The 25,017-nt window shown below is 40.4% G+C and carries 25 protein-coding genes; 23 read left to right on the top strand and 2 right to left on the bottom strand.

All coding sequences use genetic code 11. The features are described 5' to 3' along the window. Positions 1–33: 33 nt before the first annotated feature. Entirely contained in the window at positions 34–285 is a 252-nt protein-coding gene (locus tag J4G36_RS16405; protein ID WP_210471485.1) for a hypothetical protein, read from the bottom strand. A gap of 254 nt (positions 286–539) precedes the next feature. Between J4G36_RS16405 and J4G36_RS16410 the strand changes: the two genes are divergently transcribed. The 12 genes from J4G36_RS16410 (at position 540) to J4G36_RS16465 (ending at position 15,126) form a co-directional block, all read left to right on the top strand. Continuing rightward, positions 540–2,258 carry an adenine deaminase C-terminal domain-containing protein gene (locus J4G36_RS16410; RefSeq protein ID WP_210471486.1) on the top strand — a complete coding sequence of 573 codons (1,719 nt, stop codon included), beginning with the start codon at positions 540–542 and terminating at the stop codon, positions 2,256–2,258. Positions 2,259–2,267: 9 nt separating this feature from the next. Beyond that, on the top strand, positions 2,268–3,317 hold the full coding sequence (locus tag J4G36_RS16415) for a DUF3048 domain-containing protein (protein ID WP_210471487.1): 1,050 nt from the start codon (positions 2,268–2,270) through the stop codon (positions 3,315–3,317). Positions 3,318–3,573: 256 nt separating this feature from the next. Further along, entirely contained in the window at positions 3,574–3,888 is a 315-nt protein-coding gene (locus tag J4G36_RS16420) for a YerC/YecD family TrpR-related protein (protein ID WP_210471488.1), read from the top strand. A gap of 117 nt (positions 3,889–4,005) precedes the next feature. Next, positions 4,006–4,707 (top strand): heptaprenylglyceryl phosphate synthase, encoded by a 702-nt coding sequence (gene pcrB, locus J4G36_RS16425; RefSeq protein WP_210471489.1) that lies wholly within the window; start codon positions 4,006–4,008, stop codon positions 4,705–4,707. A gap of 44 nt (positions 4,708–4,751) precedes the next feature. After that, positions 4,752–6,986: a DNA helicase PcrA gene (gene pcrA, locus J4G36_RS16430; RefSeq protein WP_210471490.1), complete on the top strand. Its 2,235-nt coding sequence runs from the start codon at positions 4,752–4,754 to the stop codon at positions 6,984–6,986. Positions 6,987–7,004: 18 nt separating this feature from the next. Further along, the gene (gene ligA, locus J4G36_RS16435) at positions 7,005–9,020 is read left to right on the top strand and encodes an NAD-dependent DNA ligase LigA (RefSeq protein WP_210471491.1); all 2,016 of its coding nucleotides are present in this window, start codon (positions 7,005–7,007) and stop codon (positions 9,018–9,020) included. A 4-nt stretch (positions 9,021–9,024) separates the two neighbouring features. Then, positions 9,025–10,173, top strand: a complete 1,149-nt coding sequence (locus J4G36_RS16440) for a CamS family sex pheromone protein (RefSeq protein WP_210471492.1) — start codon at positions 9,025–9,027, stop codon at positions 10,171–10,173. A gap of 88 nt (positions 10,174–10,261) precedes the next feature. After that, positions 10,262–10,552, top strand: coding sequence for an Asp-tRNA(Asn)/Glu-tRNA(Gln) amidotransferase subunit GatC (gene gatC / locus J4G36_RS16445; protein ID WP_210471493.1), 291 nt, complete (start codon positions 10,262–10,264; stop codon positions 10,550–10,552). A 20-nt stretch (positions 10,553–10,572) separates the two neighbouring features. Further along, positions 10,573–12,036: an Asp-tRNA(Asn)/Glu-tRNA(Gln) amidotransferase subunit GatA gene (gene gatA, locus J4G36_RS16450; protein WP_210471494.1), complete on the top strand. Its 1,464-nt coding sequence runs from the start codon at positions 10,573–10,575 to the stop codon at positions 12,034–12,036. 1 nt (position 12,037) lies between these two features. Beyond that, positions 12,038–13,468, top strand: a complete 1,431-nt coding sequence (gene gatB / locus J4G36_RS16455; protein ID WP_210471495.1) for an Asp-tRNA(Asn)/Glu-tRNA(Gln) amidotransferase subunit GatB — start codon at positions 12,038–12,040, stop codon at positions 13,466–13,468. 140 nt (positions 13,469–13,608) lie between these two features. After that, positions 13,609–14,175: a thioredoxin family protein gene (locus J4G36_RS16460; RefSeq protein ID WP_210471496.1), complete on the top strand. Its 567-nt coding sequence runs from the start codon at positions 13,609–13,611 to the stop codon at positions 14,173–14,175. A 39-nt stretch (positions 14,176–14,214) separates the two neighbouring features. Further along, a complete protein-coding gene (locus J4G36_RS16465) occupies positions 14,215–15,126 on the top strand; it encodes a diacylglycerol kinase (protein WP_210471497.1) in 912 nt (303 codons plus the stop codon). Between the two features lie 51 nt (positions 15,127–15,177). On the opposite strand, the gene J4G36_RS16470 is transcribed toward J4G36_RS16465, so the two are convergent. Further along, on the bottom strand, positions 15,178–15,609 hold the full coding sequence (locus tag J4G36_RS16470) for an NUDIX hydrolase (RefSeq protein WP_210471498.1): 432 nt from the start codon (positions 15,607–15,609) through the stop codon (positions 15,178–15,180). A 294-nt stretch (positions 15,610–15,903) separates the two neighbouring features. On the opposite strand from J4G36_RS16470, the gene J4G36_RS16475 reads away from it, so the two are divergent. From J4G36_RS16475 to J4G36_RS16520, 11 genes are all read left to right on the top strand, one after another. Further along, a complete protein-coding gene (locus J4G36_RS16475) occupies positions 15,904–17,250 on the top strand; it encodes a cytochrome ubiquinol oxidase subunit I (RefSeq protein ID WP_210471499.1) in 1,347 nt (448 codons plus the stop codon). Next, on the top strand, positions 17,247–18,272 hold the full coding sequence (locus tag J4G36_RS16480) for a cytochrome d ubiquinol oxidase subunit II (RefSeq protein WP_210471500.1): 1,026 nt from the start codon (positions 17,247–17,249) through the stop codon (positions 18,270–18,272). The genes J4G36_RS16475 and J4G36_RS16480 overlap by 4 nt, the downstream gene beginning before the upstream one ends. A gap of 14 nt (positions 18,273–18,286) precedes the next feature. Continuing rightward, positions 18,287–18,406 (top strand): cytochrome bd oxidase small subunit CydS family protein, encoded by a 120-nt coding sequence (gene cydS / locus J4G36_RS18960; protein ID WP_483315910.1) that lies wholly within the window; start codon positions 18,287–18,289, stop codon positions 18,404–18,406. 232 nt (positions 18,407–18,638) lie between these two features. Then, on the top strand, positions 18,639–20,018 hold the full coding sequence (gene rlmD, locus J4G36_RS16485; protein WP_210471501.1) for a 23S rRNA (uracil(1939)-C(5))-methyltransferase RlmD: 1,380 nt from the start codon (positions 18,639–18,641) through the stop codon (positions 20,016–20,018). A 673-nt stretch (positions 20,019–20,691) separates the two neighbouring features. Then, positions 20,692–20,895 (top strand): helix-turn-helix transcriptional regulator, encoded by a 204-nt coding sequence (locus J4G36_RS16490; RefSeq protein ID WP_210471502.1) that lies wholly within the window; start codon positions 20,692–20,694, stop codon positions 20,893–20,895. Next, a complete protein-coding gene (locus J4G36_RS16495) occupies positions 20,888–21,358 on the top strand; it encodes a DUF6773 family protein (protein WP_210471503.1) in 471 nt (156 codons plus the stop codon). Before J4G36_RS16490 ends, J4G36_RS16495 begins: the two co-directional genes overlap by 8 nt. A 125-nt stretch (positions 21,359–21,483) precedes the next feature. Next, positions 21,484–21,987, top strand: coding sequence for an RDD family protein (locus tag J4G36_RS16500; RefSeq protein WP_210471504.1), 504 nt, complete (start codon positions 21,484–21,486; stop codon positions 21,985–21,987). Between the two features lie 248 nt (positions 21,988–22,235). Continuing rightward, positions 22,236–22,676 carry a YybH family protein gene (locus J4G36_RS16505; RefSeq protein WP_210471505.1) on the top strand — a complete coding sequence of 147 codons (441 nt, stop codon included), beginning with the start codon at positions 22,236–22,238 and terminating at the stop codon, positions 22,674–22,676. 43 nt (positions 22,677–22,719) lie between these two features. Next, complete coding sequence (locus J4G36_RS16510) at positions 22,720–23,469, top strand: GAF domain-containing protein (RefSeq protein WP_210471506.1); 750 nt, start codon at positions 22,720–22,722, stop codon at positions 23,467–23,469. Between the two features lie 20 nt (positions 23,470–23,489). Next, positions 23,490–23,849, top strand: coding sequence for a helix-turn-helix domain-containing protein (locus tag J4G36_RS16515; RefSeq protein WP_210471507.1), 360 nt, complete (start codon positions 23,490–23,492; stop codon positions 23,847–23,849). A 103-nt stretch (positions 23,850–23,952) separates the two neighbouring features. Continuing rightward, positions 23,953–24,702, top strand: coding sequence for a sensor histidine kinase (locus J4G36_RS16520; protein WP_210471508.1), 750 nt, complete (start codon positions 23,953–23,955; stop codon positions 24,700–24,702). Positions 24,703–25,017 lie beyond the last annotated feature (315 nt).

Here is a 25,017-nt window from a genome sequence, read left to right on the forward strand (position 1 = left end):
CTAAGAATCACTAGATCAGGATTATTTTGGTGTTTATTCACTCGCTTCTTTTTTGTAGATGTTAATTTTCTTGTAAATGATAAAACCGGCCAATCCCAATTGTAATAGAGGAACAATCAGGAGTAGCTTCCCGATGGAAGAGCCGAAAATATAGCAGATTAAAAGTTCAGCAACCGCACCGACGATAAGTGGATATAAATCTCTTTGGAAATACCCGATAATTCCCCACGCTGCGGTTCCGGTAAATAGTATTATGAGCACTGGTCCAATGATGTCCCATACCATCTTAATCCCTCCCTCTATCCATGTTTACTAATCCAATGAATCATATGAAATGGAAGTCCGTCTTATCCCTTCGCCAGGTCTTCATTAAACTGCAGTTTATCTACCATATTATCAAATCTTATCTTATTCAGTTCTACTATATTCGCTATAATTATATCAAATCCTTCTTTATTAGGGGCTTCACTCACTACTTATATCACCTGCGCTATGCTACGATTACTAACAAAGAGATATTAGTAAAAGGAGCGAATTCAATGTGGGGGCATAATGAAATACAGGAACAACTACATATTATTGACGGCAAGAAAGCGCCGGATCTTGTGATTGTTAATGCGACATATTTACATTCCGTATATAAAAAATGGTTGACTGGAAACATCTGGATTTCGGGGAGCAGAATCGTTTATGTTGGAAAAGAGATGCCAACGATTTTAGATTGCACTGAAATTGTGGATGCGACGGGTAAGAAAATTGTACCGGGTTATATTGAACCGCATGTACATCCTTTTCAACTATATAATCCGAGAACATTTGCCCAATACGCTGGGAATCTTGGAACGACGACTTTCATAGCGGATAATCTTACCTTATTCATGTCACTGGCAAATGAAACCTCATTTTCACTACTAGACAAATTAAATAAATTACCGTTTTCATTTTATTGGTGGGCAAGGTTCGATTCACAAACAGTTCTTCAAAACGAGGCTGAGTTATATAATTTAACTTCAATTAAGGAATGGCTAGAACGACCTGAAGTTCTACTAGGCGGTGAGCTAACGGGGTGGCCACGTCTTATGGGCGGGGACCCAGCTATGGTGGCCGCAGTCCATGCAGCAAAATTAGCGGGTAAAAAGATTGAAGGCCATTTACCGGGCGCTTCCGAAAGAACGCTTACGCGGATGAAACTACTTGGGATTGACGGTGATCATGAAGCGATGACATTACAAGAAGTTGAAAGCAGATTATTGCATGGTTATGCGGTAACGCTTCGTCATTCATCCATCCGTCCAGATCTACCAAACTTATTAAAGGAAATTGTTGAAAAAGAACTGAATGTTTTCGACCATTTAATGATGACGACAGACGGCTCCACACCGGCATTCCACAGTGACGGCGTCATGGATAAATGCATTCGTGCTGCGTTGAAATCAGGCGTCCCGCCGATTGACGCGTATTTAATGGCGTCTTATAATGTTGCGCGTTACTACGATATGACGGATTTACATGGGATTATCGCCACTGGCCGGTTTGCGACATTAAACTTCTTAACGGATGAAGAAAATCCAGTACCAACGGATGTTTTATCAAAAGGTGTTTGGTTGAAACGAGAGGGGGACAGTACAAACGCATTTCCTCCTATCGATTGGTCAGTCATTCCGCAGTTTACACCAGAATTTAATCTAACCGAAGCGGATTTTACCTTTGATGTATCAATTGGCATTGAAATGATAAATGATGTAATTACAAAGCCATATTCAGTAGCAATTGACACGACAGTTGATTGTTTAGAAAATAGTCACGATGAAAGTTTTCTAATGTTAATTGATAAAAAAGGGAAATGGCGTGTGAACACGATATTAAAAGGGTTCGCTACGCATGTACAAGGGTTTGCAACATCCTATTCCAACACAGGAGATATTATTTTAATAGGAAAAGACAAGTCTTCAATGGTAGCTGCATACAATGAGGTAAAGCGGATTGGCGGGGGAATGGTTCTGATCGAAAATGGACAAGTCCTGGCTACACTTCCACTTCCGATTGGCGGCGGTTTATCGGCGGAACCGATGGCAAAACTTATCGAGCAAGAACTTGAACTAAAGTCAGCCTTAAAAGAACGGGGGTATCATTTCGCCGATGCGGTGTATACATTTTTATTTTTACAATCCACCCATCTGCCCTACGTTCGAATTACGCAGGTTGGTGTCTATGACGTTATGAAAAACAAAGTACTCATTCCAGTGACGGAAAGATAGGAGAAAAAGATGAAAAGTAAACAGCGCTTACTCTTTTATATTTTACTAGCTATTTTACTAGTATCGGCCTGCAGCAAAGACAAAGTTGAGGAACCTAACAAGAAGCCTACAAATCCAGATGAGTCAGAGTCTGTTGATGAAACTGCCTTGTATCAGGCACCGTTTACAGGTGTCATGTCTGAAGAAGAAAGTTTGCGTCGTCCAGTAGCTGTGACAATCAATAATCATCCGCTCGCAAGACCACAATCCGGTTTAAGCGAAGCAGACATCGTTTATGAATTAATCACAGAAGGAAATGTCACAAGGCTATTAGCGCTATTTCAAAGTGAACTTCCTGAACAAATCGGGCCGGTTCGAAGTGCACGAGACTACTTTATCCATATGGCGAAGGGGCTTGACGCGTTTTATGTTGCTCACGGATACAGTCCAGATGCACTCGCATTATTAAATTCGGGTTATGTTGACCATGTGAACGGTATGCATTATGACGGGACTCTTTTCAAACGATCAACAGATCGAAAGGCGCCTCATAATTCATATATTTCAAGTGACAGTATCAAAACTGCCGAAGAGACGACGAATTCTTCGATGGAGATTAATAAAATACCGTCACTTTCTTTCCATGAATCTATTGAAAGTGCTAAAATAGGAGATAGTACATCATCTTTTGTCGTTCAGAACGGCACACACCCTAATTTCACAAGTACGTATTCGTACCAAGAGGAAAATGGGACGTACGATCGAACGGTAAATGGTATGTTAACCATCGATAAAACAAATGACGAACCGATTGCACTTTCAAACGTGCTTGTGTTTGAAGCAGTACATCAGACAATCGACAATGAAGGTAGACAAGCCATCGATCTTGAATCCGGCGGCAAGGCCCTTTTATTTCAAGCTGGAATCGTAAAAGAGATTGAATGGGTAAACCTAGACGGTATCTTAACACCATTCGAAAACGGTGATCCCGCAAAACTCGTCCCAGGTAAAACATGGATTCACATCATCAAAACAAATCCAGGTATTGGGACTAATGTTTCGTATGAGCTTGGTGAATAATGGTCACTTAATCCCCCCTATATAGAATGATTATAGTTGATTGTAGTGTAGGGCGGCGACTCCAGCGGGATTAGCGAGACAGCCGAGACCCTGGACTGAGCGTAGCGAGGGAAGCGGCTCGGCGCTCGCCCGCAGGAAAGCGTCCGCCCGAAACGGAAATCAACGGATTATATAAAAAACGAGTACTTTAATAATGGATTGTTCAAGTAACACTTACAATACTCAAGGCGAATAGATGGAAAGAGAGGGAAATCGTATGCAACTAAACAAAATACGCGGACATCAAACAGACCAACTATTTAAAGCAATCCTTGAATTGGAAACAATTGAGGAATGCTATGAATTTTTTGATGATCTTTGTACAATCAGTGAGATGCAATCACTTTCACAAAGACTTGATGTCGCACAAATGCTAAATATGAAGAAGACGTACGATACGATTCAAAACGACACCGGCGCAAGCACCGCGACAATTTCACGCGTTCGCCGTTGCGTCGACTATGGCTCCGGCGGTTACAATAAAATACTAAGTCGTCTCTATCCAATAAATGATGATGAAAGTAACGAGTAATTTTCCTGAAGAAGAAACTAAATAGTGAAACTTAAACAATCAACCAGGCGGAGAAAGAATCTGTCTGGTTTTTTTGCTATAATAGAAGAACGAACATAAATGGTTAGGTGGTTAATAATGGACATCACAACATGGCGTCATGCCTTTAAATTAGATCCCGCGAAAACAATAACAAATAAAGAACTTGAAATTCTTGCAGAATCAGGAACTGACGGAATCATCGTTGGCGGAACAGATGGCGTCACGCTTGATAATGTGCTGGACTTGCTTGTGCGGATTAGACGATATTCAGTCCCACTAGCGCTTGAAGTATCAACTGTAGAATCGGTCACGCCAGGCTTTGACTATTATTTTATCCCAACAGTGTTAAACTCGACAAAAACGAAATGGATTAACGGCATTCATCACGAAGCGCTTCGTGAATACGGCCATATGATGGATTGGGACGAAATCATTACAGAAGGCTACTGCATATTAAATCCAGACTGTAAAGCTGCACAGTTGACTGGCGTAACGAAAGTCCCCGACGAAGAAGATATTATTGCTTATGCGCGAATGACGGAACATCTTTTTAAACTGCCCGTCTTTTATATGGAATATAGTGGCATGTACGGCGACCCGGAAATCGTTCGGGCGGCGGCACGAATACTTGAAAACACCAAGTTATTTTACGGCGGCGGCATTCAAAACGCGCAAGACGCAAAGGAAATGGCCCAAATTGCCGACACGGTTATTGTTGGAAACGTCATCTATGAGAATTTCAAAAATGCACTTTCAACAGTCAAAGCTGTTAAATCAGTTTCCCTCGCTGAACAATAAGTGTACAATGTGAAGAACAAATGTTCCGAAAGGACGAATGAAAAATGAAAACAATTGCAGAAAATTTACTGGCGGGTATGAACCCCGAGCAAGCAAAAGCCGTAAAGAAAACAGAAGGCCCATTGCTTATTATGGCGGGTGCCGGTTCAGGAAAGACCCGCGTGCTGACGCATCGAATCGCTTACCTTGTCGTGGAAAAAAGCGTTTATCCATCGAATATTTTAGCAATCACCTTTACCAATAAAGCAGCAAGAGAAATGCGAGAAAGAATCGATGATTTGCTAGGCTCAGGTACTGGCGAGCGGATGTGGGTATCGACGTTTCACTCTATGTGCGTGCGCATACTGCGTCGCAACATTGACCAGTTAGGCTATGCAAAATCTTTTTCGATATTGGATTCTGGTGATCAGTTGACAGTCATCAAAAATGTACTTAAAGAATTAAATTTAGATCCAAAGCAAAATGACGCAAGAATGTTATTAAATTCAATCAGCAATGCTAAAAACGAATGCATCGATGCCAAACAATATCGTGAGCAAATGAACACATTTAATCCTTATGAAAAAACGATTGCAGATGTGTATGACAGTTATTCAAGACGTCTGCGCCAAAATCAGTCGCTAGATTTTGACGACTTGATCATGTTGACGATTGAGCTATTTAAGCGTGTACCGGACGTTCTGGAATTTTACCAAAGTAAATTCCAATACATCCATGTCGATGAGTATCAGGATACGAATAATGCACAGTATCAACTTGTGAACATGCTCGCGGCTAAGTTTAATAATCTATGTGTCGTCGGCGACTCGGACCAGTCGATTTATAGATGGCGCGGCGCCGATATCGGAAACATTCTTACCTTCGAAAAAGACTATAAAAACGCAGAAGTGATAATGCTAGAACAAAACTACCGTTCAACGAAACGGGTGTTACAGGCAGCGAACGACGTCATTTCTAATAACCGTACGCGATATGATAAAAATTTGCATACGGAAAATACAGAAGGCGATCCGATTTATGTCTATAAAGCGAGCGACGAGAAAGATGAATCGCAATTTGTCGTCGGAAAAATCCTTGAATTGCAACAGGAAGAGAATTTAAAGCTTGACCAGTTTGCCATTTTGTACCGAACGAATGCCCAATCCCGGGTGATTGAAGAATTTCTAGTGAAATCGAATCTTGATTATACAATTGTCGGGGGCACGAAGTTCTATGAGCGAAAAGAAATCAAGGACTTGCTTTCCTATTTGCGATTAATCGCTAATAATGAAGATGACTTAGCGCTGGCACGCGTTATTAATGAACCAAAACGCGGAATCGGAGCTACATCATTTGAGAAAATGGCGAGTTTTTCCATCATGCACGACCGTTCCATTTTCGACTCCCTCCAGGAAGTCGATTTTATGGGGATCACGCCGCGTACAGCAAACGAAGTGGCAAAGTTTCGAGAAATGATCATCAATTTTACAAAGATGACTGAATATCTACCGGTTTCGGAACTCGTTGAAGAAGTGCTTGATAAAACGGGTTATCGGGAAATGTTAAAAAGAGAAAAGTCGATTGAAGCAGAAAGCCGACTTGAAAATATTGAAGAATTCTTATCTGTTACGAAGTCCTTTGAAGAGCAATCGGAAAATGAAGATAAATCGCTTGTTGCCTTTTTGACAGATTTAGCTTTGATTGCAGATATTGATTCGCTTGATGAGGAAGAGAACAAAAACGCCGAAAAGGTCGTCTTAATGACGATGCACGGTGCGAAAGGTCTTGAATATCCTGTCGTCTTTATAATCGGCATGGAAGAAAACGTATTTCCTCACTCTCGTTCGATGGGGGATGACGAAGAAATGGAAGAAGAAAGACGTCTGGCGTACGTTGGTATCACACGTGCCGAGCAGAAACTTTATTTAACTTCGGCGCGCTACCGAACGCTATACGGACGTGCGAGTTATAATAGTCCGTCCCGGTTTATCGCGGAAATCTCAGCAGACATTACGGAAGAATTATCGGAGAAAAGTGCATTTTCTATTGGAAGCAGCCCGCGAAATCGAATGGCAACATCCCCAAGACGCGCTGCTGTCACTCGACCTGCTTACAAAGCAAGCGGTGGCGAAAAGTTGGGCTGGAACGTCGGTGACAAAGCGAGCCATAAGGTGTGGGGCACCGGCATGGTTGTCAGCGTGAAAGGTTCTGCTGATGACATCGAACTTGATATCGCCTTTCCAAATCCGGTCGGCGTAAAACGTTTACTAGCTAAATTTGCTCCGATCGAAAAGGTATAAATGCCAAGGAGGAACGAAATGAAAGACAAAATTGAACTCGAAAAACGAGTGGAAGAGCTAAATAACCTCCTCCATCAATATGGCCATGCTTATTATGTACTCGATAAACCGCTCGTAACTGATGCAGTCTATGATGCGTATTTCGAGGAATTGTTGAAAATCGAAACTGAAAATCCGGATTTAAGGTTCCCGGATTCGCCCACGCAACGAGTCGGCGGCGAAGTTCTGTCGGGTTTTGGAAAAGTGACTCATGAAAACCCGATGCTTAGCTTAGCTAATGCATTTGATGAAGACGATCTACGTGATTTTGACCGAAGAGTTCAAGAAGCGACAGGCTCTAAGGTATCTTATATTTGTGAATTGAAGATTGATGGGCTCGCGATCTCTTTGCGCTATGTTGACGGGCGCTTTGTTCAAGGCGCGACTCGAGGCGACGGTACAGTCGGCGAAGATATTACCGCAAACTTGCGAACGATACGGTCGATTCCACTTCGCTTACAAGAGCCCGTTTCCATCGAAGTTCGCGGCGAAGCGTATATGCCTAAAAAATCCTTCGTTAAATTAAACGAATCCCGAGATGAAGCAGGTGAAGAACCGTTTGCGAATCCTCGAAATGCGGCAGCCGGATCCTTGCGTCAACTCGACACGAAGATAGCTGCAAGCCGGAATCTCGCCATTTTTATTTACGGGATTGGTGGAGACGGCAGTGAATACGGTGTGGATAGTCATTCTGATGCGTTAAATTATGCGGACGCGCTCGGATTTGAAACGAATAAAGAACGTCAGCGTTGTGAATCGATTGAAGAAGTCATTGCCTATATCAATAAATGGGCCGATGCGAAATCAGATTTGGATTACGATATTGACGGGATTGTCGTGAAGGTGGATTTATTCGAAGATCAAGAACAACTTGGTTTTACGGCGCGCAGTCCGAGATGGGCGACAGCTTTTAAGTTTCCGGCAGAAGAAGTCATTACCAAACTGATTGATATTGAGCTTAGTGTTGGACGGACAGGCGTTGTGACACCGACAGCGATACTTGAACCCGTACTCGTCGCAGGATCGACGGTAGGAAGAGCAACGCTTCATAATGAAGATTTAATCACAGAAAAAGACATTCGTATTGGAGATACAGTGATTATTCGTAAAGCGGGCGATATCATTCCAGAAGTTGTCGCACCCATTGTGGAAAAGCGATCGGGCGATGAAGTTCCGTTTGAAATGCCCGAAAACTGTCCTGAATGCGATTCTGAATTAGTCCGACTTGAGGAAGAAGTTGCACTCCGTTGTGTAAATCCAAAATGTCCTGCGCAAATGAAAGAAGCAATTATTCATTTCGTATCAAGAAACGCGATGAATATTGAGGGCATCGGCGAACGAGTCGTTGAACAATTGTATATGGCGGAACTCGTACGTGATGTTTCTGATTTATACACGTTAACGAGAGAGCAATTGATTGACCTAGAACGTATGGGCGAGAAATCCGTCTCGAATTTATTGACTGCGATTGAGAACTCCAAAGAGAATTCATTGGAAAAAGTATTGTTCGGCCTCGGTATTCGTCATGTCGGTGAAAAAGCCGCTCGAATTCTTGCAGAAGAATTTGGAACGCTTGAAGCGCTTATGAAAGCCGATGCAGAGACACTGGTGACCATCCATGAAATCGGAGATAAAGTCGCGGAGTCGATTACAACCTATTTTGCCAATGAAGATGTGTTAGAAGTGTTGCGAAAACTTGAGCGCTTCGGGGTTAACTTAGCGTATAAAGGTCAAAGCAGGCAGGATGTCCCGACAGAAGGACCTTTTGCTGGAAAAACAGTCGTGCTGACGGGGAAACTTTATGAAATGACCCGCGGGGAAGCAAAAAAAGAAATAGAAGCGCTTGGTGGAAAAGTGACGGGAAGCGTCAGTAAAAATACAGATCTAGTCGTTGCTGGAGAAGCTGCCGGTTCTAAACTCGTTCGGGCGGAAGAGCTTGAAATCTTAGTTTGGAATGAAGCGCAGCTGATTGAAGCACTCGGTGCAAAGGAGTAAACTTATGAAAAGATTCCTATTAATTCCTGGACTCGTTCTGCTGCTTCTAGTCGGAGGGTGTATCCCATCACTTGGCGGTGAAGAAGAGGAACTAATCCAGGATACTGAAGAAAGTGTAGAAGAAACGGTTATTATTCCAAATGTCCAATTGAAAGATAAGTATTACCAAACATTAATCCCTTTTAAGAAAAGCGCAAGTCGCGGTTTGGTTGCTGAGGACCGTGCCGGGACGAAATATGACATTAAAGAAGTAGAAGAAGGTCTATTGCGCATTTCGACCCAACACTTTGACACGAAAGATTATTACTTTCAAGAAGGACAGTATATTGATGAGGAAACGGCTAAGTCATGGTTAAGAAGGAAGGGTGAGGAGGAGAAGGGTCAAGGAAAAGTTGGCCTGAATCCAAAACGTCCACCTGCAGGAACATCGGATGCGGAAATAGCAAAAAAAGCGCCTGATTATCTTTCGCATATCGTCGAACAAAACTATCTGGTCATGACAAAAGATAAAAAGGTAAAGCTTGAGGGCATTTCAATTGGCCTTGCGTTAAAATCGTATTACTACAATGTCAACGGACGCGAGATAGCAGCAATACCGGACAAGCAGATTGAAGAACAAGGCATGTTGATGGCAGAAGAAGTTGTCAAACGTCTCCGTGCCCAAGAAGGACTTGAAAATATTCCGATTGTTGTCGGTCTGTTTAAACAAAATCGTAGATCTGCGATTGTACCAGGTAACTATTTCGCGACGGCTGTTGCGGATAAAGGTAAAGGTTTGACAGGATGGAAACGCATCAATGAGAAATACGTCGTGTTTCCGACACCGACAAATGATGAAAAGTATCGGGATACGAACAATGCCATAAAAAAATTCAAACAAGCCATTGATGATTATTTTCCAAGCTTCGTCAATGTGATTGGACGAGGGTTACATAAGGAAGGGAAACTAGACTCCTTAACCATTGAAATTCCAATTCAATTTTACGGAACAAGTGAAACAATTGGTTTTATTCAATACTTAGTCAGTATTATGCCGAAAAATCTTCCGAATGTTTATACTGAAGTGAGCATTACGTCGATTAATGGACCGGAAGCGTTAATCATAAAAAAACCTGGTGAAGATGAACCATTCGTTCATATTTATGGTTATTGACCCTATATGTTGAAGCCGACTATTTCTATGTATATGTAAATTGGTGTTATGATAAAGAGCATGAAGTGGACCTAAAGGAGGAAGTTACATGACAAAAGTTACAAAGGAAGAATTACTATCAGTTGCCGATCGTGCAATGCTTGCGCTGACAGATGAAGAAGCGAATCTTTTCACTGAAGATTTGGCGACATTCATCGGATATGCCGATAAACTAAATGAATTGGATTTGGAGAATGTTGTTCCAATGACGCACGCGCTTCAACAAATTAACGTGATGCGAGAAGACGTAGAACGAAACGTTTTAGACCGTGATGAAATGCTGAAAAGCGTAAAAGAACATGAAAATGGTGAGATTAAAGTTCCAACAATCCTTTCATAAAAGCACAAGGAGGAAATCCAATGACATTACTTAATAAGACGACGGCGGAACTTCAGTCGCTGTTACATAATAAAGAACTAACCATTAAAGAACTTACTGAAGAAACATTCGCGCGCGTTGCGAACACGGATGAGGCGGTACAAGCCTTCATATCGACCAATGAAACAGAAGCATTAAAGCGCGCCGAGGAACTGGATAACGAACCGGTTGAAAACCGCGGACCCCTATTCGGCTTACCAGTGGGCATCAAAGATAATATTGTAACAAAAGGAATTACGACGACTGCAGCTAGCCGCATGTTGGAAGACTTCATGCCGGTTTACGATGCAACAGTAGTTGAAAAATTAAACGATGCAGGAATGGTTTCAATTGGAAAATTGAATCTTGATGAGTTTGCGATGGGTTCGACAACTGAAACATCCGCATTCAAAACGACGCGCAATCCTTGGAACCTTGACCATGTCCCGGGTGGTTCATCGGGCGGTTCCGCAGCAGCAGTTGCAGCGGGAGAGGTTCCTTTTGCATTAGGTACAGACACTGGTGGGTCGATTCGCCAACCAGCGGCGTTCTGTGGTGTTGTCGGCATGAAACCGACTTATGGACGCGTATCCCGTTATGGACTTATCGCACTTGCATCCTCATTGGATCAAATCGGACCCATTACGCGTACTGTTGAGGAGAATGCGCTGCTTTTACAAGCAATTGCTGGCCATGATGAAAAAGATTCATCTTCATCCCCGAAAGAAGTACCAAATTATAAAGCGCATTTAACAGGTGATATTAAAGGAATGAAAATTGGTGTTCCGAAGGAATATATGGGTGAGGGCGTTGGAGAAGACGCGAAGAATGCAGTACTCGAAGCCCTTAAAGTATTAGAATCTCTGGGCGCAGAGTGGGAAGAAATTTCACTTCCGCATTCAGCATATGCACTCCCAGCGTACTATTTCATTTCGTCTGCAGAAGCGTCATCTAACCTTTCAAGGTACGACGGTGTTCATTACGGTTATCGTTCTGAAGATGCAAAAAATCTTGATGAGATTTATCGTAAATCTCGTGCGGAAGCTTTTGGAACGGACGTCAAAAGACGAATCTTGCTTGGTACTTATACGTTAAGTGCTGGCCATTACGATGACTATTATAAAAAAGCGCAAAAAGCAAGAATGTTAGTAGCCGGGGACTTTGCAAACGCCTTTTCTAAATATGATGTAATTATTAGTGCGGCGTCACCGACAACAGCTTATAAAATCGATGGCGAACCGGAAGACATCGTCACGAAATACATGGCCGACATTTTGACGACACCTATAAACCTTGCGGGTGTGCCGGCAATCTCTGTCCCTTGTGGATTTTCTAACGGACTTCCGTTAGGCTTGCAAATCATCGGAAATCACTTCGATGAGGCAACAATTTATAAAGTGGCACATGCGTACGAACAAGCAACCGATTTCCATACACGCACTCCGGCCATACGGGAGGGGAAGTAACATGAATTTTGAAGTAATCATCGGACTTGAAGTTCACGTCGAATTAAAAACAAATACGAAAATATTTTCTTCTGCACCATCCCATTTCGGTGCAGAACCAAATAAAAACATTCACGTAACTGACTTGGCTTATCCTGGCGTTATGCCCGTACTGAATAAATCAGTTGTCGATTATGGCATGAAAGCCGCAATGGCGCTTAACTGTGACATTGCCGACGTAATGCATTTTGATCGAAAGCATTACTTTTATCCGGATAATCCAAAAGCCTATCAGATTTCTCAAGAAGATCGACCAATCGGTGTAGGTGGATACGTGGAAATTGAAGTAGATGGTAAAAAGAAGAAAATTAGATTGAATCGTATCCATCTTGAAGAAGATGCGGGGAAATTGACACATACGGATCACGGGTATTCACTTGTCGATTTGAACAGACAAGGAACACCGCTTATTGAAATTGTTTCTGAAGCAGATATTCGTTCGGCTGATGAAGCATACGCTTTTCTTGAAAAGTTAAAAGCGATAATCGAGTACACAGGCGTTTCAGATGTCCGCATGGAGGAAGGTTCACTTCGTTGTGATGCCAATATTTCATTGCGTCCAGTCGGTCAAAAAGAATTCGGTACAAAGACGGAATTGAAAAACTTGAACTCCTTTAACTTTGTTCGTCGAGGCATTATTAAAGAAGTGGAACGACAAGAGAAAATCTTGCTTTCAGGCGGCGTAATTGAACAAGAAACTCGTCGTTACGACGAGTCGACTGGCGATACCGTGCTTATGCGTATTAAAGGATCAGCGGATGATTATCGTTTCATCAATGATCCAGATTTACCGGAAATTCATATTGATGAGGACTGGAAGGCTCGGATTCGTGCGGAAATTCCAGAACTTCCAGATGCGCGTAAAGAACGTTATATCAATGAACTCGAACTTCCGGCGTATGACGCAATGGTCTTAACATTGACCAAGGAAATGTCCGATTTCTATGAAGCGACTGTTGATGCTGGTGCCGATCCAAAACTGGCCTCTAACTGGCTAATGGGCGAAGTGTCTGCATATCTCAATGCTGAGCAAAAAGGACTTGCGGAAACGAAACTCACACCTGAAGGACTTACAAGCATGATTAAGCTCATAAAAGACGGAACGATTTCTACGAAAATCGCGAAGAAAGTCTTTAAAGAGTTAATCGAAAAAGGCGGTATGGCTGACGATATCGTGAAGGCGAAAGGGCTTGTCCAAATTTCGGACGAAGGCACGCTTCGCACGATGGTGGCTGAAACACTAGCAGCAAATCCTCAATCAATCGTCGATTATAAAGACGGAAAAGGACGCGCGTTGGGCTTCCTTGTAGGGCAAATCATGAAAGCATCCAAAGGACAAGCGAATCCACAACTTGTCAATAAAATCCTTCTTGAGGAAATCGAGAAACATTAATTTAACCTATGCGTCCTATGAAAGACTGCTACAGTCGTTTCATAGGACGCTTTTTAGTTAGACTTCTTTTCAAGCTAGACCTTGGAAGTTGATTCGGAATTGAGGAAAACGTACAATTGATGAAAGGGAGTGTGTCGTTCATGAAAACTGAAAAACAATACTTCGATGATGCAATTTCACTCAAAACGTATATGAATCAAATGAAAAATCACAAAGAAAATTCCCAGCGCATTTATGAGCAATTCGAATGTCCAAAAGACGATGAATTTATTGAACGATTGAAGACAGCAAAACCAAAAATTCTTGTCATTACCGAAGATTGGTGCGGAGATGCAATGATGAACAACGCGATACTCCTAAGAATCGCGGAAGCAGCTGATTTGGATGTGCGTGCAGTCTATCGTGATGAGGACACGTCACTAATCGATCGACATTTAACGAATGGCGGTCGATCGATTCCAAAATATTTACTTCTTGGGAAAGACGGAGCAGTTGCGGCCGAATGGGGTCCGCGTGCGAGTCAACTAGGAGACTATGTTTTAAAACTCAAAGAGTCATTACCTTCAAAGGATTCAACTGACTATCATGAAAAACAAAACGAATTTATTTCTAGGATTACTGCAGAATACACGACGAAACCGGAATATTGGCTAGCTGTTTACGAAGATATTCGTAAAACATTCTTGCCAGTCGTACAAAACGTGTAAAAATGAATTCGAATGTAAAGAAAGAAAGGGAATACTCGGATGAAACGTGCCCGTATTATTTATAATCCAACAGCTGGCCGTGAGGTTTTTCGAAAACATCTCGGCGATGTACTTGAACAGCTTGAAATGGCAGGTTATGAAACATCCTGCCATGCAACGACAGGAGAAGGCGATGCGACAGAGGCGGCGAAAATAGCGGTAGAACGAGGCTTCGACTTGATTATTTGCGCGGGTGGTGATGGAACACTCAACGAAGTCGTTGCAGGCGTCAGTCCTTTTGAAAAACGTCCTAAAATCGGACTTATTCCAATGGGAACAACAAACGACTTTTCGCGCGCCTTGCGAATTCCGCGTGATATTGGCGGCGCACTCGACGTCATTCTCAAAGGAGATACGATTCCTGTTGACGTCGGATTAATGAATGACCGTCACTTTATTAACATCGCGGGCGGAGGAAGAATGACTGAGCTTACCTACGATGTACCAAGTCGTTTGAAAACCGTTCTTGGTCAGCTGGCCTATTATTTAAAAGGTATTGAAATGCTGCCATCGATAAAATCTTCACATGTAAGAATTGAATATGATGGTGAAGTCTTTGATGATGAGGCAATGATGTTCCTTGTTGGATTGACTAATTCAGTAGGCGGCTTTGAAAAACTTGCACCTGATTCAAGTTTGAATGATGGTAAATTTACGTTGCTTATATTAAAGAAATGTAATATTGCCGAATTTATCCGTATCGTTTCGCTTGCTCTGCGTGGAGAACATGTTGATGATCCGCTCGTTATTTCGAGCAAGGCGGAAAAAGTCATCGTTACTTCATCAGAAGAAGTACTTCTGAATTTGGACGGCGAGTACGGTGGTGTATTGCCCGCGACATTTGAAAACCTTTATCGACACATAGAGATGTTTGCGCCATTAGACGAATTGAGAGAACAAGATTTAGTATAAACATAAAAAAGTTGTATGCACAGTCAGTAATTGACTTGCATACAACTTTTTTTACGTTAAGAAGTTTATCGCTTCATCTTGATTTCCAGCAAGTTCTGGAATTTGATCGACAGGAACAAATCGATGACAAAATGTCATGCCCTCATCTCTGCCATTCCCTTTTACGATATATTCCCATTTCTCATCATTGTCGCCGATATAAGAAAGATGGAAAATCGTGCGTTCGTAGATCTTGTTTTTATGTTCGGGAAAGTACTTGTTTTTGATTACTTTGCCCTTTAGCTCGAGGTTTTCGCGCGTAATTCCGGTTTCTTCTTCGATTTCACGATAGAGTGCATCAATGATAAATTCATCGCTTTCGATTGTTCCGCCTGGAACCTGAATGCCGGCATCAGGGTTATCTTTTTGTTTAAATACAAGAATCTCCCAGTTCGGTTCTTCGCCTCTTGTAATATAAGCTAGTACTTGTCTCCTGGTTTTCAATTGTCTTCACCTCTTGGGCTTATTCTCCCATTATACCTAATATTCATGCTATTCTCAAGTGTTTGTTGTTGAATTGTCAAATTGTAGACACTAAAGTTTCAATTTCACAATTAATCATGGCGTAAAGTAGGCGTATAGTGGGTATAAGATATAGGGAAGAATGACTTTGAAAGGTCGTGTTACCATGTATAAAAAACATGAGAAACGTCTGATTTGGCTTGTGTTCATTATCGCAGGAATTATGCTCCTCTCAATCATCGGTCGAATTTTTGGGAGTTGAAGGAGGTTATCTAATTGGGAAATGAAGAAGCTGTATTTTTTTCACGGGTATTAACAGAAACCACATTATCTTTCCACATTATTTACGCGACCATTGGTGTAGGCGTACCGTTAATGATTATGATCGCGCAATGGGTCGGTATTAAGAAAAATGACGAGCATTACATTTTACTGGCAAGACGATGGGCGAGGGGATTCATTATTACTGTCGCAGTCGGCGTTGTAACCGGAACAGCCATCGGTTTGCAATTATCATTGTTATGGCCGAATTTCATGGAGCTTGCAGGAAATGTCATTGCGCTCCCGTTATTTATGGAAACGTTCGCGTTCTTTTTTGAAGCGATATTCCTGGGTATCTATTTATACACTTGGGATCGTTTCGAAAACCAGAAAAAACATTTACTTTTGCTTATTCCAGTTGCAATCGGTGCATCATTTTCAGCGGTATTTATCACAATGGTAAACGCATTTATGAACGCGCCGCGTGGATTTGACATCTTAAACGGTGAATTAGTCAATATCAACCCGCTTATCGCGATGTTTAACCCGGCAATGCCGACGAAAGTGGCTCATGTCGTTGTGACTAGTTATATGACTGCAGCTTTCGTTCTTGCATCCATTGCAGCTTTTCGTTTATTAAAAGGGTCGAATCATGAATACCATAAAAAAGCACTTTATCTCACGATGAAAGTTGGGCTAATCTTTTCAATCGCCACAGTTATCATAGGGGATTTCTCCGGGAAGTATTTAGCCGAATACCAGCCAGAAAAATTGGCTGCGGCCGAATGGCATTTTGAAACAAAAGGAAATGCGGAACTTATTATGTATGGCGTGCTTGACGACGGGGAAGTGAAGTACGCGATTAAACTTCCAAATGCATTAAGTATACTTGCTCATGGCGTCACATCAGCAGAAGTGATCGGGCTTGACCAGTTTCCAGAAGATGAAATTCCACCGCTTTACATCCATTACTTATTTGACATCATGGTGACCATCGGCATGTGGATGGTGTTCTTGGCAGCGGTATTCTGGATTGGCACGAAAAGGTGTTGGAAAATGGTCACAACAAAATGGTTCCGTTGGTTAATTGTACTTGGTGGACCTTTATCAATTATTGCGATTGAAGCAGGTTGGTGGCTGGCCGAGGTCGGTCGACAGCCGTGGGTTCTGCGCGGACTAATGCGAACGCAAGATGCTGCGACCACAAGTGCGCATGTAGATACGATGCTAGTCTTATTCTGTTTACTTTATCTCATTCTAGGCGTCGGAAGTGTTGTCGTCTTAAGAAGGATGTTCCGTAACAATCCAGTCGAACAAGAAATCGAAGACCGGAATATGGAGAAGGGCGGTGACGTGCTATGAGCTTAGAAATAATCGGCATATCAGTCCTGTGGACATTTCTATTCGGTTATATACTTATCGGCGCAATAGACTTTGGAGCTGGGTTTTTTAATGCCTATAGTTTACTCACCGGTAAGAAACATATTTTAACGAATATCATTCAGCGATACTTATCACCAGTTTGGGAAGTCACGAACGTTTTTCTCGTCTTCTTCTTTGTCGGGATTATCGGATTCTTTCCGAAAACAGCCTTTTATTATGGAACGACTTTACTGGTTCCAGTCAGTATCGGGATAATATTACTCGCGATTCGCGGTTCGTACTATGCGTTTGAAACGTATGGTTCGCGCGGACACAAAGGCTATTCGTTTATGTATGGTCTAAGCGGAATATTGCTTCCCGCATCGTTGTCGATTGTCCTGACGATTTCAGAAGGTGGCTTCATCGAGATGGTGGATGGAAATCCCGTCCTCGATTATTGGATGTTGTTCACGAGTCGATTAACTTGGTCAATCGTCGTTCTGAGCATTGCGGCGACACTGTATATCTCCGCCGTATTTTTAACTTGGTACGCCAATAAAGCGCGCTACTTCGAAGCGGAAAATTTGTTACGAAAATACGCGCTCATTTGGGCCTTGCCGACAATCATTACTGCAGGCGGCATTATTTTCGAATTAAGAAGACATAACCCGGAGCATTACGCCAATATCCAAAACTTCTGGCCTATGTTTCTGATCTCGTTTGTCATGTTCATCGGGACCGTCTGGCTGTTATGGATACGTCGCAATTATGGGCTCGCGTTCATCTTGCTTGCTGGACAATTCCTATTTGCCTTCTTCGGATACGGTGCTTCGCATTACCCGTATTTGCTTTATCCGTACTTGACGATCTACGACAGCTTCACGAATCCAGCGATGGCGATATCATTAATTGTCGTGTTCATAATGGGACTTGGCTTGTTGATTCCTTCCTTGTATCTGCTCATGAGGTTATTCTTGTTCGATAAAGACTATGTCCGCGGAAAAAGTAAGCATCATGTTTAAAGGGGGAAGTTATTGTGACTAGTTTTCTAATGTTTTACGCCCCGTTTATTGTGCTTATCGGTGCAATTGTTCTCGCATTTGTCGTGGCGCCGAAGGACGATGCGGTAAGGCGGCAGATTGATGAAGAAGAATAAGTGTGGGGACAGACGTCGTGATGGCGTCTGTTTTTTTATTGGGGCTAAGGTCATGATTTGCGGATATGTTTGTGAAAGGTGCGGATATATGCGGGTAACTGACGGAAATCGCTGTGATAGTGTCGGATATGGACACTAAATGTACTGATATCCGTCCCAAAACGTCGGATATATATCGCGATACCTTGTCTTCGTGGTAAACTAGAGGCATATGAAATTTGGAGGAATAACAATGTCTTTTACTGTAAATAAAAATGATCGCCTCAACGTCTATGTCGAAGATCTAACGCATGACGGCTCGGGAGTTGCGAAAGTGGAGGGCTACCCGCTTTTCATTCCCGGCGCACTTCCAGGTGAAGAGGCTGAAATACAAGTGATGAAAACGATGAAACGATACGGTTTCGCGAAGTTGCTAAACGTAACAAAAGAGTCGCCGGACCGCGTTATACCGCCATGTCATGTGTTTTGGGAATGCGGCGGTTGCCAATTGCAACATTTATCATACGAAGCACAACTACGACAAAAACAAAAAACAGTCCGCGACGTTATGGAACGTATCGGTAAAATTCCGCATGTACCCGTACATCCAGTCAAAGGAATGGACAACCCATGGCGCTATCGCAATAAATCACAAATTCCATTCAGTGAACGAAACGGGGAAGTTGTTTCAGGATTTTTCCGCTCACGAACGCATCATATTGTCGACACAGATGTCTGTATTATTCAAGGTGAAGAAGCAGATGAGCTCATGTCCACATTGAAACACGAAATGCATCGCATGGGGATTGAAGCATATGACGAGCGAACAAACCGCGGCATGCTGCGTCACCTAATTGTTCGAAAAGCACGCGCAACAGGCGAATTAATGGTCGTACTTGTGACACGTTCGAAGAAGTTTCCGCAAAAAGACGCTGCGATAGAACTCATTAAACGCGTCGTCCCGGACGTGACATCGATTATGCAAAACGTCAACAGCGAAAAAACGAACGTCATTTTTGGTGATAAAACACTATTGCTCTACGGAAAACCATTCATCGTCGACACAATTGGCGATATCAAATTCGAGATTTCCGCACGTTCATTTTACCAAGTGAATTCTGAACAAACGGAAGTGTTATACGGACAAGCACTCGAGTACGCACAGCTGACAGGAACTGAATCCGTCATTGATGCCTATTGCGGTATCGGCACAATTTCACTGTTCCTCGCTCAAAATGCGAAAGAAGTATACGGCGTCGAAATCGTTCCGCAAGCAATCGAAGATGCCAAACGAAACGCGGAATTGAACGATATCAACAATGCTCACTTTGAAGCTGGCCCAGCTGAAGAAGTAATTCCTAAATGGTACGCAGAAGGAAAAAGATTTGACGTACTTGTAGTGGATCCACCGCGTAAAGGCTGCGACGAGAAATTATTGGACACGATTTTAGAATATAAACCGAAACGTATTGTTTATGTATCATGTGATCCAGCAACGCTTGCGCGGGATTTAAGGATATTAGAAGATGGTGGGTACCGTACGCAAGAAGTGCAACCGGTAGATATGTTTCCACATAGTAGCCATATTGAGGTTGTGACTTGGTTGGAGTTGGATTTGTCTAACGATAATTAACTCTTATTACAAATAATAAACTCTTTCGATTTTCATCCATTTCCATTCCGAATCCGGTAAAATTACAAACTCCTTTAATCCTAGGAGTAGTAATTAACATAATTGTGATGAATAAATCAAAAAGAAGTTACTATATTCATGAAGTAGATGAGTAAAGGTTTTCAAGATATAATGAGTCTTTGATAGTGAGTGTATCTGTAAAACAATAATAAACATCACTCGGCGAACATTACCGATTTCCATTTCTAACTCAATAGTACCCCGGTTTTCCTCAATAGGATTCCGGGGTTTTTCTTATCTAAAACCACCAAAACCATCTCTTCTTTCCCATCTTCTTTTCTCCACTATCTATTTCGGTAACTTTATTGTAACGCTGGAAAAAAACGTGAAAAGACAGGTGGAAAAGTCGGGGAACGGAATACGTTTTATGCCACGTAATTCCTATAAGTTAAAAGAAGCACAACAAATTCAATCAAAGATTGGAAATGAAGTTGTAGCTGTCACGATAAAATAAGATTATCTATATGTATTCTATGTCGAATATGACATAGGATTTTTTAATGTTTAATTTATTTAGATGTTAAAATGCAAAGTATATATTGCATTTAAATATCTAACATGTTATGTTTATTTTACAAAAGCAATTTATATTTTGCATTTAGGAGGGTGATACATGATAAACAAAATAAAAATTGCAAGAATGGAAAAAAAACTGACTCAGGCCGAACTTGCAAAACAGATCGGAGCTACGCGACAAACAATAGGTTTGATAGAAAAAGGCGAGTACAATCCAAGTTTACAACTTTGTATAGCTATTGCAAAATCGCTTGGAAAAACTTTAGATGATTTATTTTGGGAGGATGAGACAAATGATTAATTCTTTTATTAATAAACTATTACCCAAGGATGAATATAACCGGTTATCATCACTTTACTTTTTTGCTGAAAGTGCACTAATTGTTTTAATCGTTTTTATCTGTTTAACAATCGTCCAACTGTTTTTCTATGATTTAAGTGGTGGATTGGACTTACTATTACTGTGTGTAACGTTTTTTATGATTATTTATCCGACTACACGATATGTTTTATCTGGAATGGAGCATGATGATGTGATGGATGAATCGAGTTATGAAAAGAGTCGTAAAAAAGGTATGGTTCAAACAATGGGCACTGGAGCTTTATTTTTCATCTTTTTATTGACTCTTAATTTATTGAGAAATGACACACTTGATATGTTAGAACTGATCATTATGCCAATTACGTTTACAATTATTTATGGTGTTTTTACAATAATATCTTTAAAAAAATCATATAATAAAAATAAGGATTTAGATGCATAGTAGATTATGATCGCGATATTGTAAATATAAATACAAAAGTGAAGACTCCTGAGCATTATTTATGCAACTTTAGTTTTGAATTTAACAAAGCTAGGTATGACACAATTAAAAAGGAGTAAATTTAAATGATAGGGAAAAGAATAGCTGCACATATTTTAAATAGAGTTATCATCTTTTTCCCATCAATGATACTGCTTGGAGGGATTAGCTTCTTGATATATCCAAGTTATTTCATATTCGGGAATGATCCAAGTTCAGGCTGGTTGATATTCTGGCTTTTAAAGTACATGATATGTTTACCAACAGTATTTATAGATTTAATCAGTCGACCATCAGAATTTCTGGAGGTAGTTGAAATAATATTACCTGCTTTAATAAGCTTAATAATATTAGAGATTATAAGTATCACCTTAATAAAACGTGATATAGGTATGAAAATTCTGGGACTTAAAATAGTATCTATAAAAGAGAAACCATTGAGCTTAATACAAATAATAGTTAGAACGATTATAAAATACTTTTTACTGGCTTTTTTTCCTTTTGCACTGGTATATACTTTTTTAAATAAGGAGAAATTGTCATTGCATGATAAGATATCTTATACAAAAGTAGTAAAAGTGCAAAGTTAAAAAACTTTCATATTCCAGCATTCCATATCTGACGCAATAGTTTCCCGGTACTCCTTAACAGGATTCCGGGATTTTTTCTGGTCTAAAACTACAAGCTTTCTTCGTCTTTCCAATATCGAAGAAATATAAAGAGGACACATAGTAAAGATGAGAATTTAGTTTGGAACTGAAGAAGGAAAAAGTGATTGAATCTAGAATTCTATAGTGACATATTTGCATTTTGGAAATTGGTGAAGGGGATGGACTTGATGACAGAGGTTTTTTTCAAAGTTCAAGATGTACTTGAGAATTACAAAACAGCAATTTATGAAAAAAATGTTGAAAAGTTCTTGTCCATGTATGTGCCCGAAATCCATATTTATGATTGCTGGGGGAACTGGGAGAGTAAGGGGATTTCATCATGGAAGGAAAATATTGTCGAGTGGTTTAATGGGTTGAGTGAGGATGATGTTTTACTGAAAGTTGATTTTAACGACCTCGTAGTTGAAGAAAATTCAGATCTCGCATTTATTCATTGTGCTGTAACATTTGCTGGTTACCGAGAAGATACGGGTGAAAAAATTCGAGAAATGACAAATCGTTTCACATATGGTTTGAGAAAAGTGAATGAATCTTGGCTCGTAGCTCATGAACATTCATCATTACCTATAAATATGGAAACTGGTAAGGGAATTTTTAACTTGAAGTAAAAGATGAATAGTGTATTTATTACTATTATTCAATTTAAATATATTGTATGATAATGAAAATGACAGTAAACTATTTGTGAGTTTGAAAGGAAGTTTGATGAAATTGATTAATGGTTCAAATCATAAATGTATTGTTGAAAATTTACGTGAGTACAATCTAAAGAAAAACATTAAAGAACAACTAAAAATCATAAATCCTCTCTTGGGGAAAAAAGAAACAGACATAAAAGTACATTTAATGAATGCCGTGATTAATGGTGGCATTACTAAAAGTGAATCGGATTTCTTGGAAATCAAAATGGAGCTAGGTCGTATGTGTTTAGAATTGGAACAAGTATTAGATGGTATTTATGTTACTTTGTTGTTTTATGATAGAGAACGAAATCATGTTTTTCATGGTGCTGGTCCTAGTATTCCAGTGGAGTTCTTTGACTTCTTTGGTGTTATTAATGAACAGGGAATACTAGATGAAAATTGTGCTTCATGTGGAAAAGCTATTTTTACACAAGGAATTGTACAAACAGATATTGGAACGAGTACACTTTGGAAAAACTTTAAAGACAGTATCATTGAATTCGGTTTTAGGTCTTGTACCTCGATACCATTCTTTACAAACACTGGTCGTTTAGCTGGAACGTTTGCTCATTATTCTAAAAGGCCAAACAATCTTTTAACACAAGATGAAGTAGAAATGATTCAAGAGAAGATTTCTATGTTTAGTTTAGAAATTCAAACGATATCTGATCGTATTCATGAGTATACGAAAGCTGGTAATGTTAGTCTGACAATTTAATAAAGAAAGGGGATTAACGCATGACTGTTGGAGAGCGCTTGAAAATGCTTCGCTTGGAAAAAAGGCTTACACTGCTAGAGGTTGCATCTAAAATTGGACTGGCCAAATCATCTTATGCTAGTTATGAAGGGGGCCATAGAAATCCTCCCATCGATAAGCTAGTAGCATTGGCCCGACTTTATCATGTTTCAACAGATTATTTACTTAGATTAACGGATATTCCTGATTCTGTTGAATCTCTTCAAAAGCAACATCTACAATGGGATGGAATTAGTTTAAGTGAAAAGGAATTAGAAATTGTTCATCAAGTGGTTGAATTAATGACTGAAAAGCATCAAGAAAATAATGAAGTAAAGTTGAGACATATGGATATCGGATAATATTCATTGTCTTTTTTTTCTCTAGAGGGTCGCTTAAAGCGAACAAAGTTCGGAATGGGGGGCTTAACTTATTATGAGGTGTAGGTATACTGATCAATTCAGAATGGAAAACGTAAGAATTACATATAACCATGTCGTTGATAATGACCAGTTACAAGAAGAAAATATTTCATACCTGACGAATGAAAAAATCAATGTAGTGGGAAAATTTGCTGCTGAAGCAGCTCATGAGATTGGAAATCCACTTACATCTATTAAAGATGTTGTTCAACGATTAAATAATATGGGAGTAAGTAATCCTAAATACTATTCAATGATTGATTCCGAGATAAATAAGGTCGAGGAAATAGTAAATAGACTTATTATGCTTTCAGAAACACAATCAGTGAACTTTCGTATAAATGATATTGAGATTATCCTAGAAAGAGCTATTCTGGGGATGAAAGAATTTGCGCTACTTGAGGGAATTAAAATTCATTCAAACTTAGAAGCGCAGGGTTTACCTATTTACTGTGATCAAGTTCGACTTCAAGAGGTCATTGAAAATATTATCAAACATGCTATTGAAGCTTCAGCTTGTAATAAAAACGTGTATATCACTTGTAAATCAACTGAATCCCATGTTCATATCATGATAAAAGGTCATGGAGTTGGTAACTCCGAGGAAAGGGTTGTGCACTTATTTGAACCAAATTACGCCATAAAAGAGAGCAGTACAGGTTTGGATCTAATGATTAATCACAAAATTATTAAAGAACATAATGGATCTATGCAAGTTGAAAGTAAGTTAGACATAGGTTCAACGGTTGATATTTACCTTCCACTTGTAGGGAGTCTTGAAAAGGTCTATTAATAATCATAATATGGATTATTTGATTCAATTAGATTCTTAAAGAGCTTTTATGAAAGGTACGAGTTTATTCTCAGAAGAAGGATCGAACGATTTCTGAAGAAGATATCGAATATGTTTTAGAAATGGCAATAGTCATTGTGCTCGCAAGTATCCCGGTTATCCTCTATAGGGTACCGGGATTTTTTTATGTTCAAAACCTCCAGAGCCCACCCGTCATTACAATAAAATTCTCACTCGAATCCTTTGTGGTTCTCAACTTTATTCGATATGAAACTAGGAAGCACTAATCTCTTAAGATTCGTCAAATTAGTTTGA

It is taken from the genome of Sporosarcina sp. 6E9 (assembly GCF_017921835.1).
Classification (GTDB): domain Bacteria; phylum Bacillota; class Bacilli; order Bacillales_A; family Planococcaceae; genus Sporosarcina.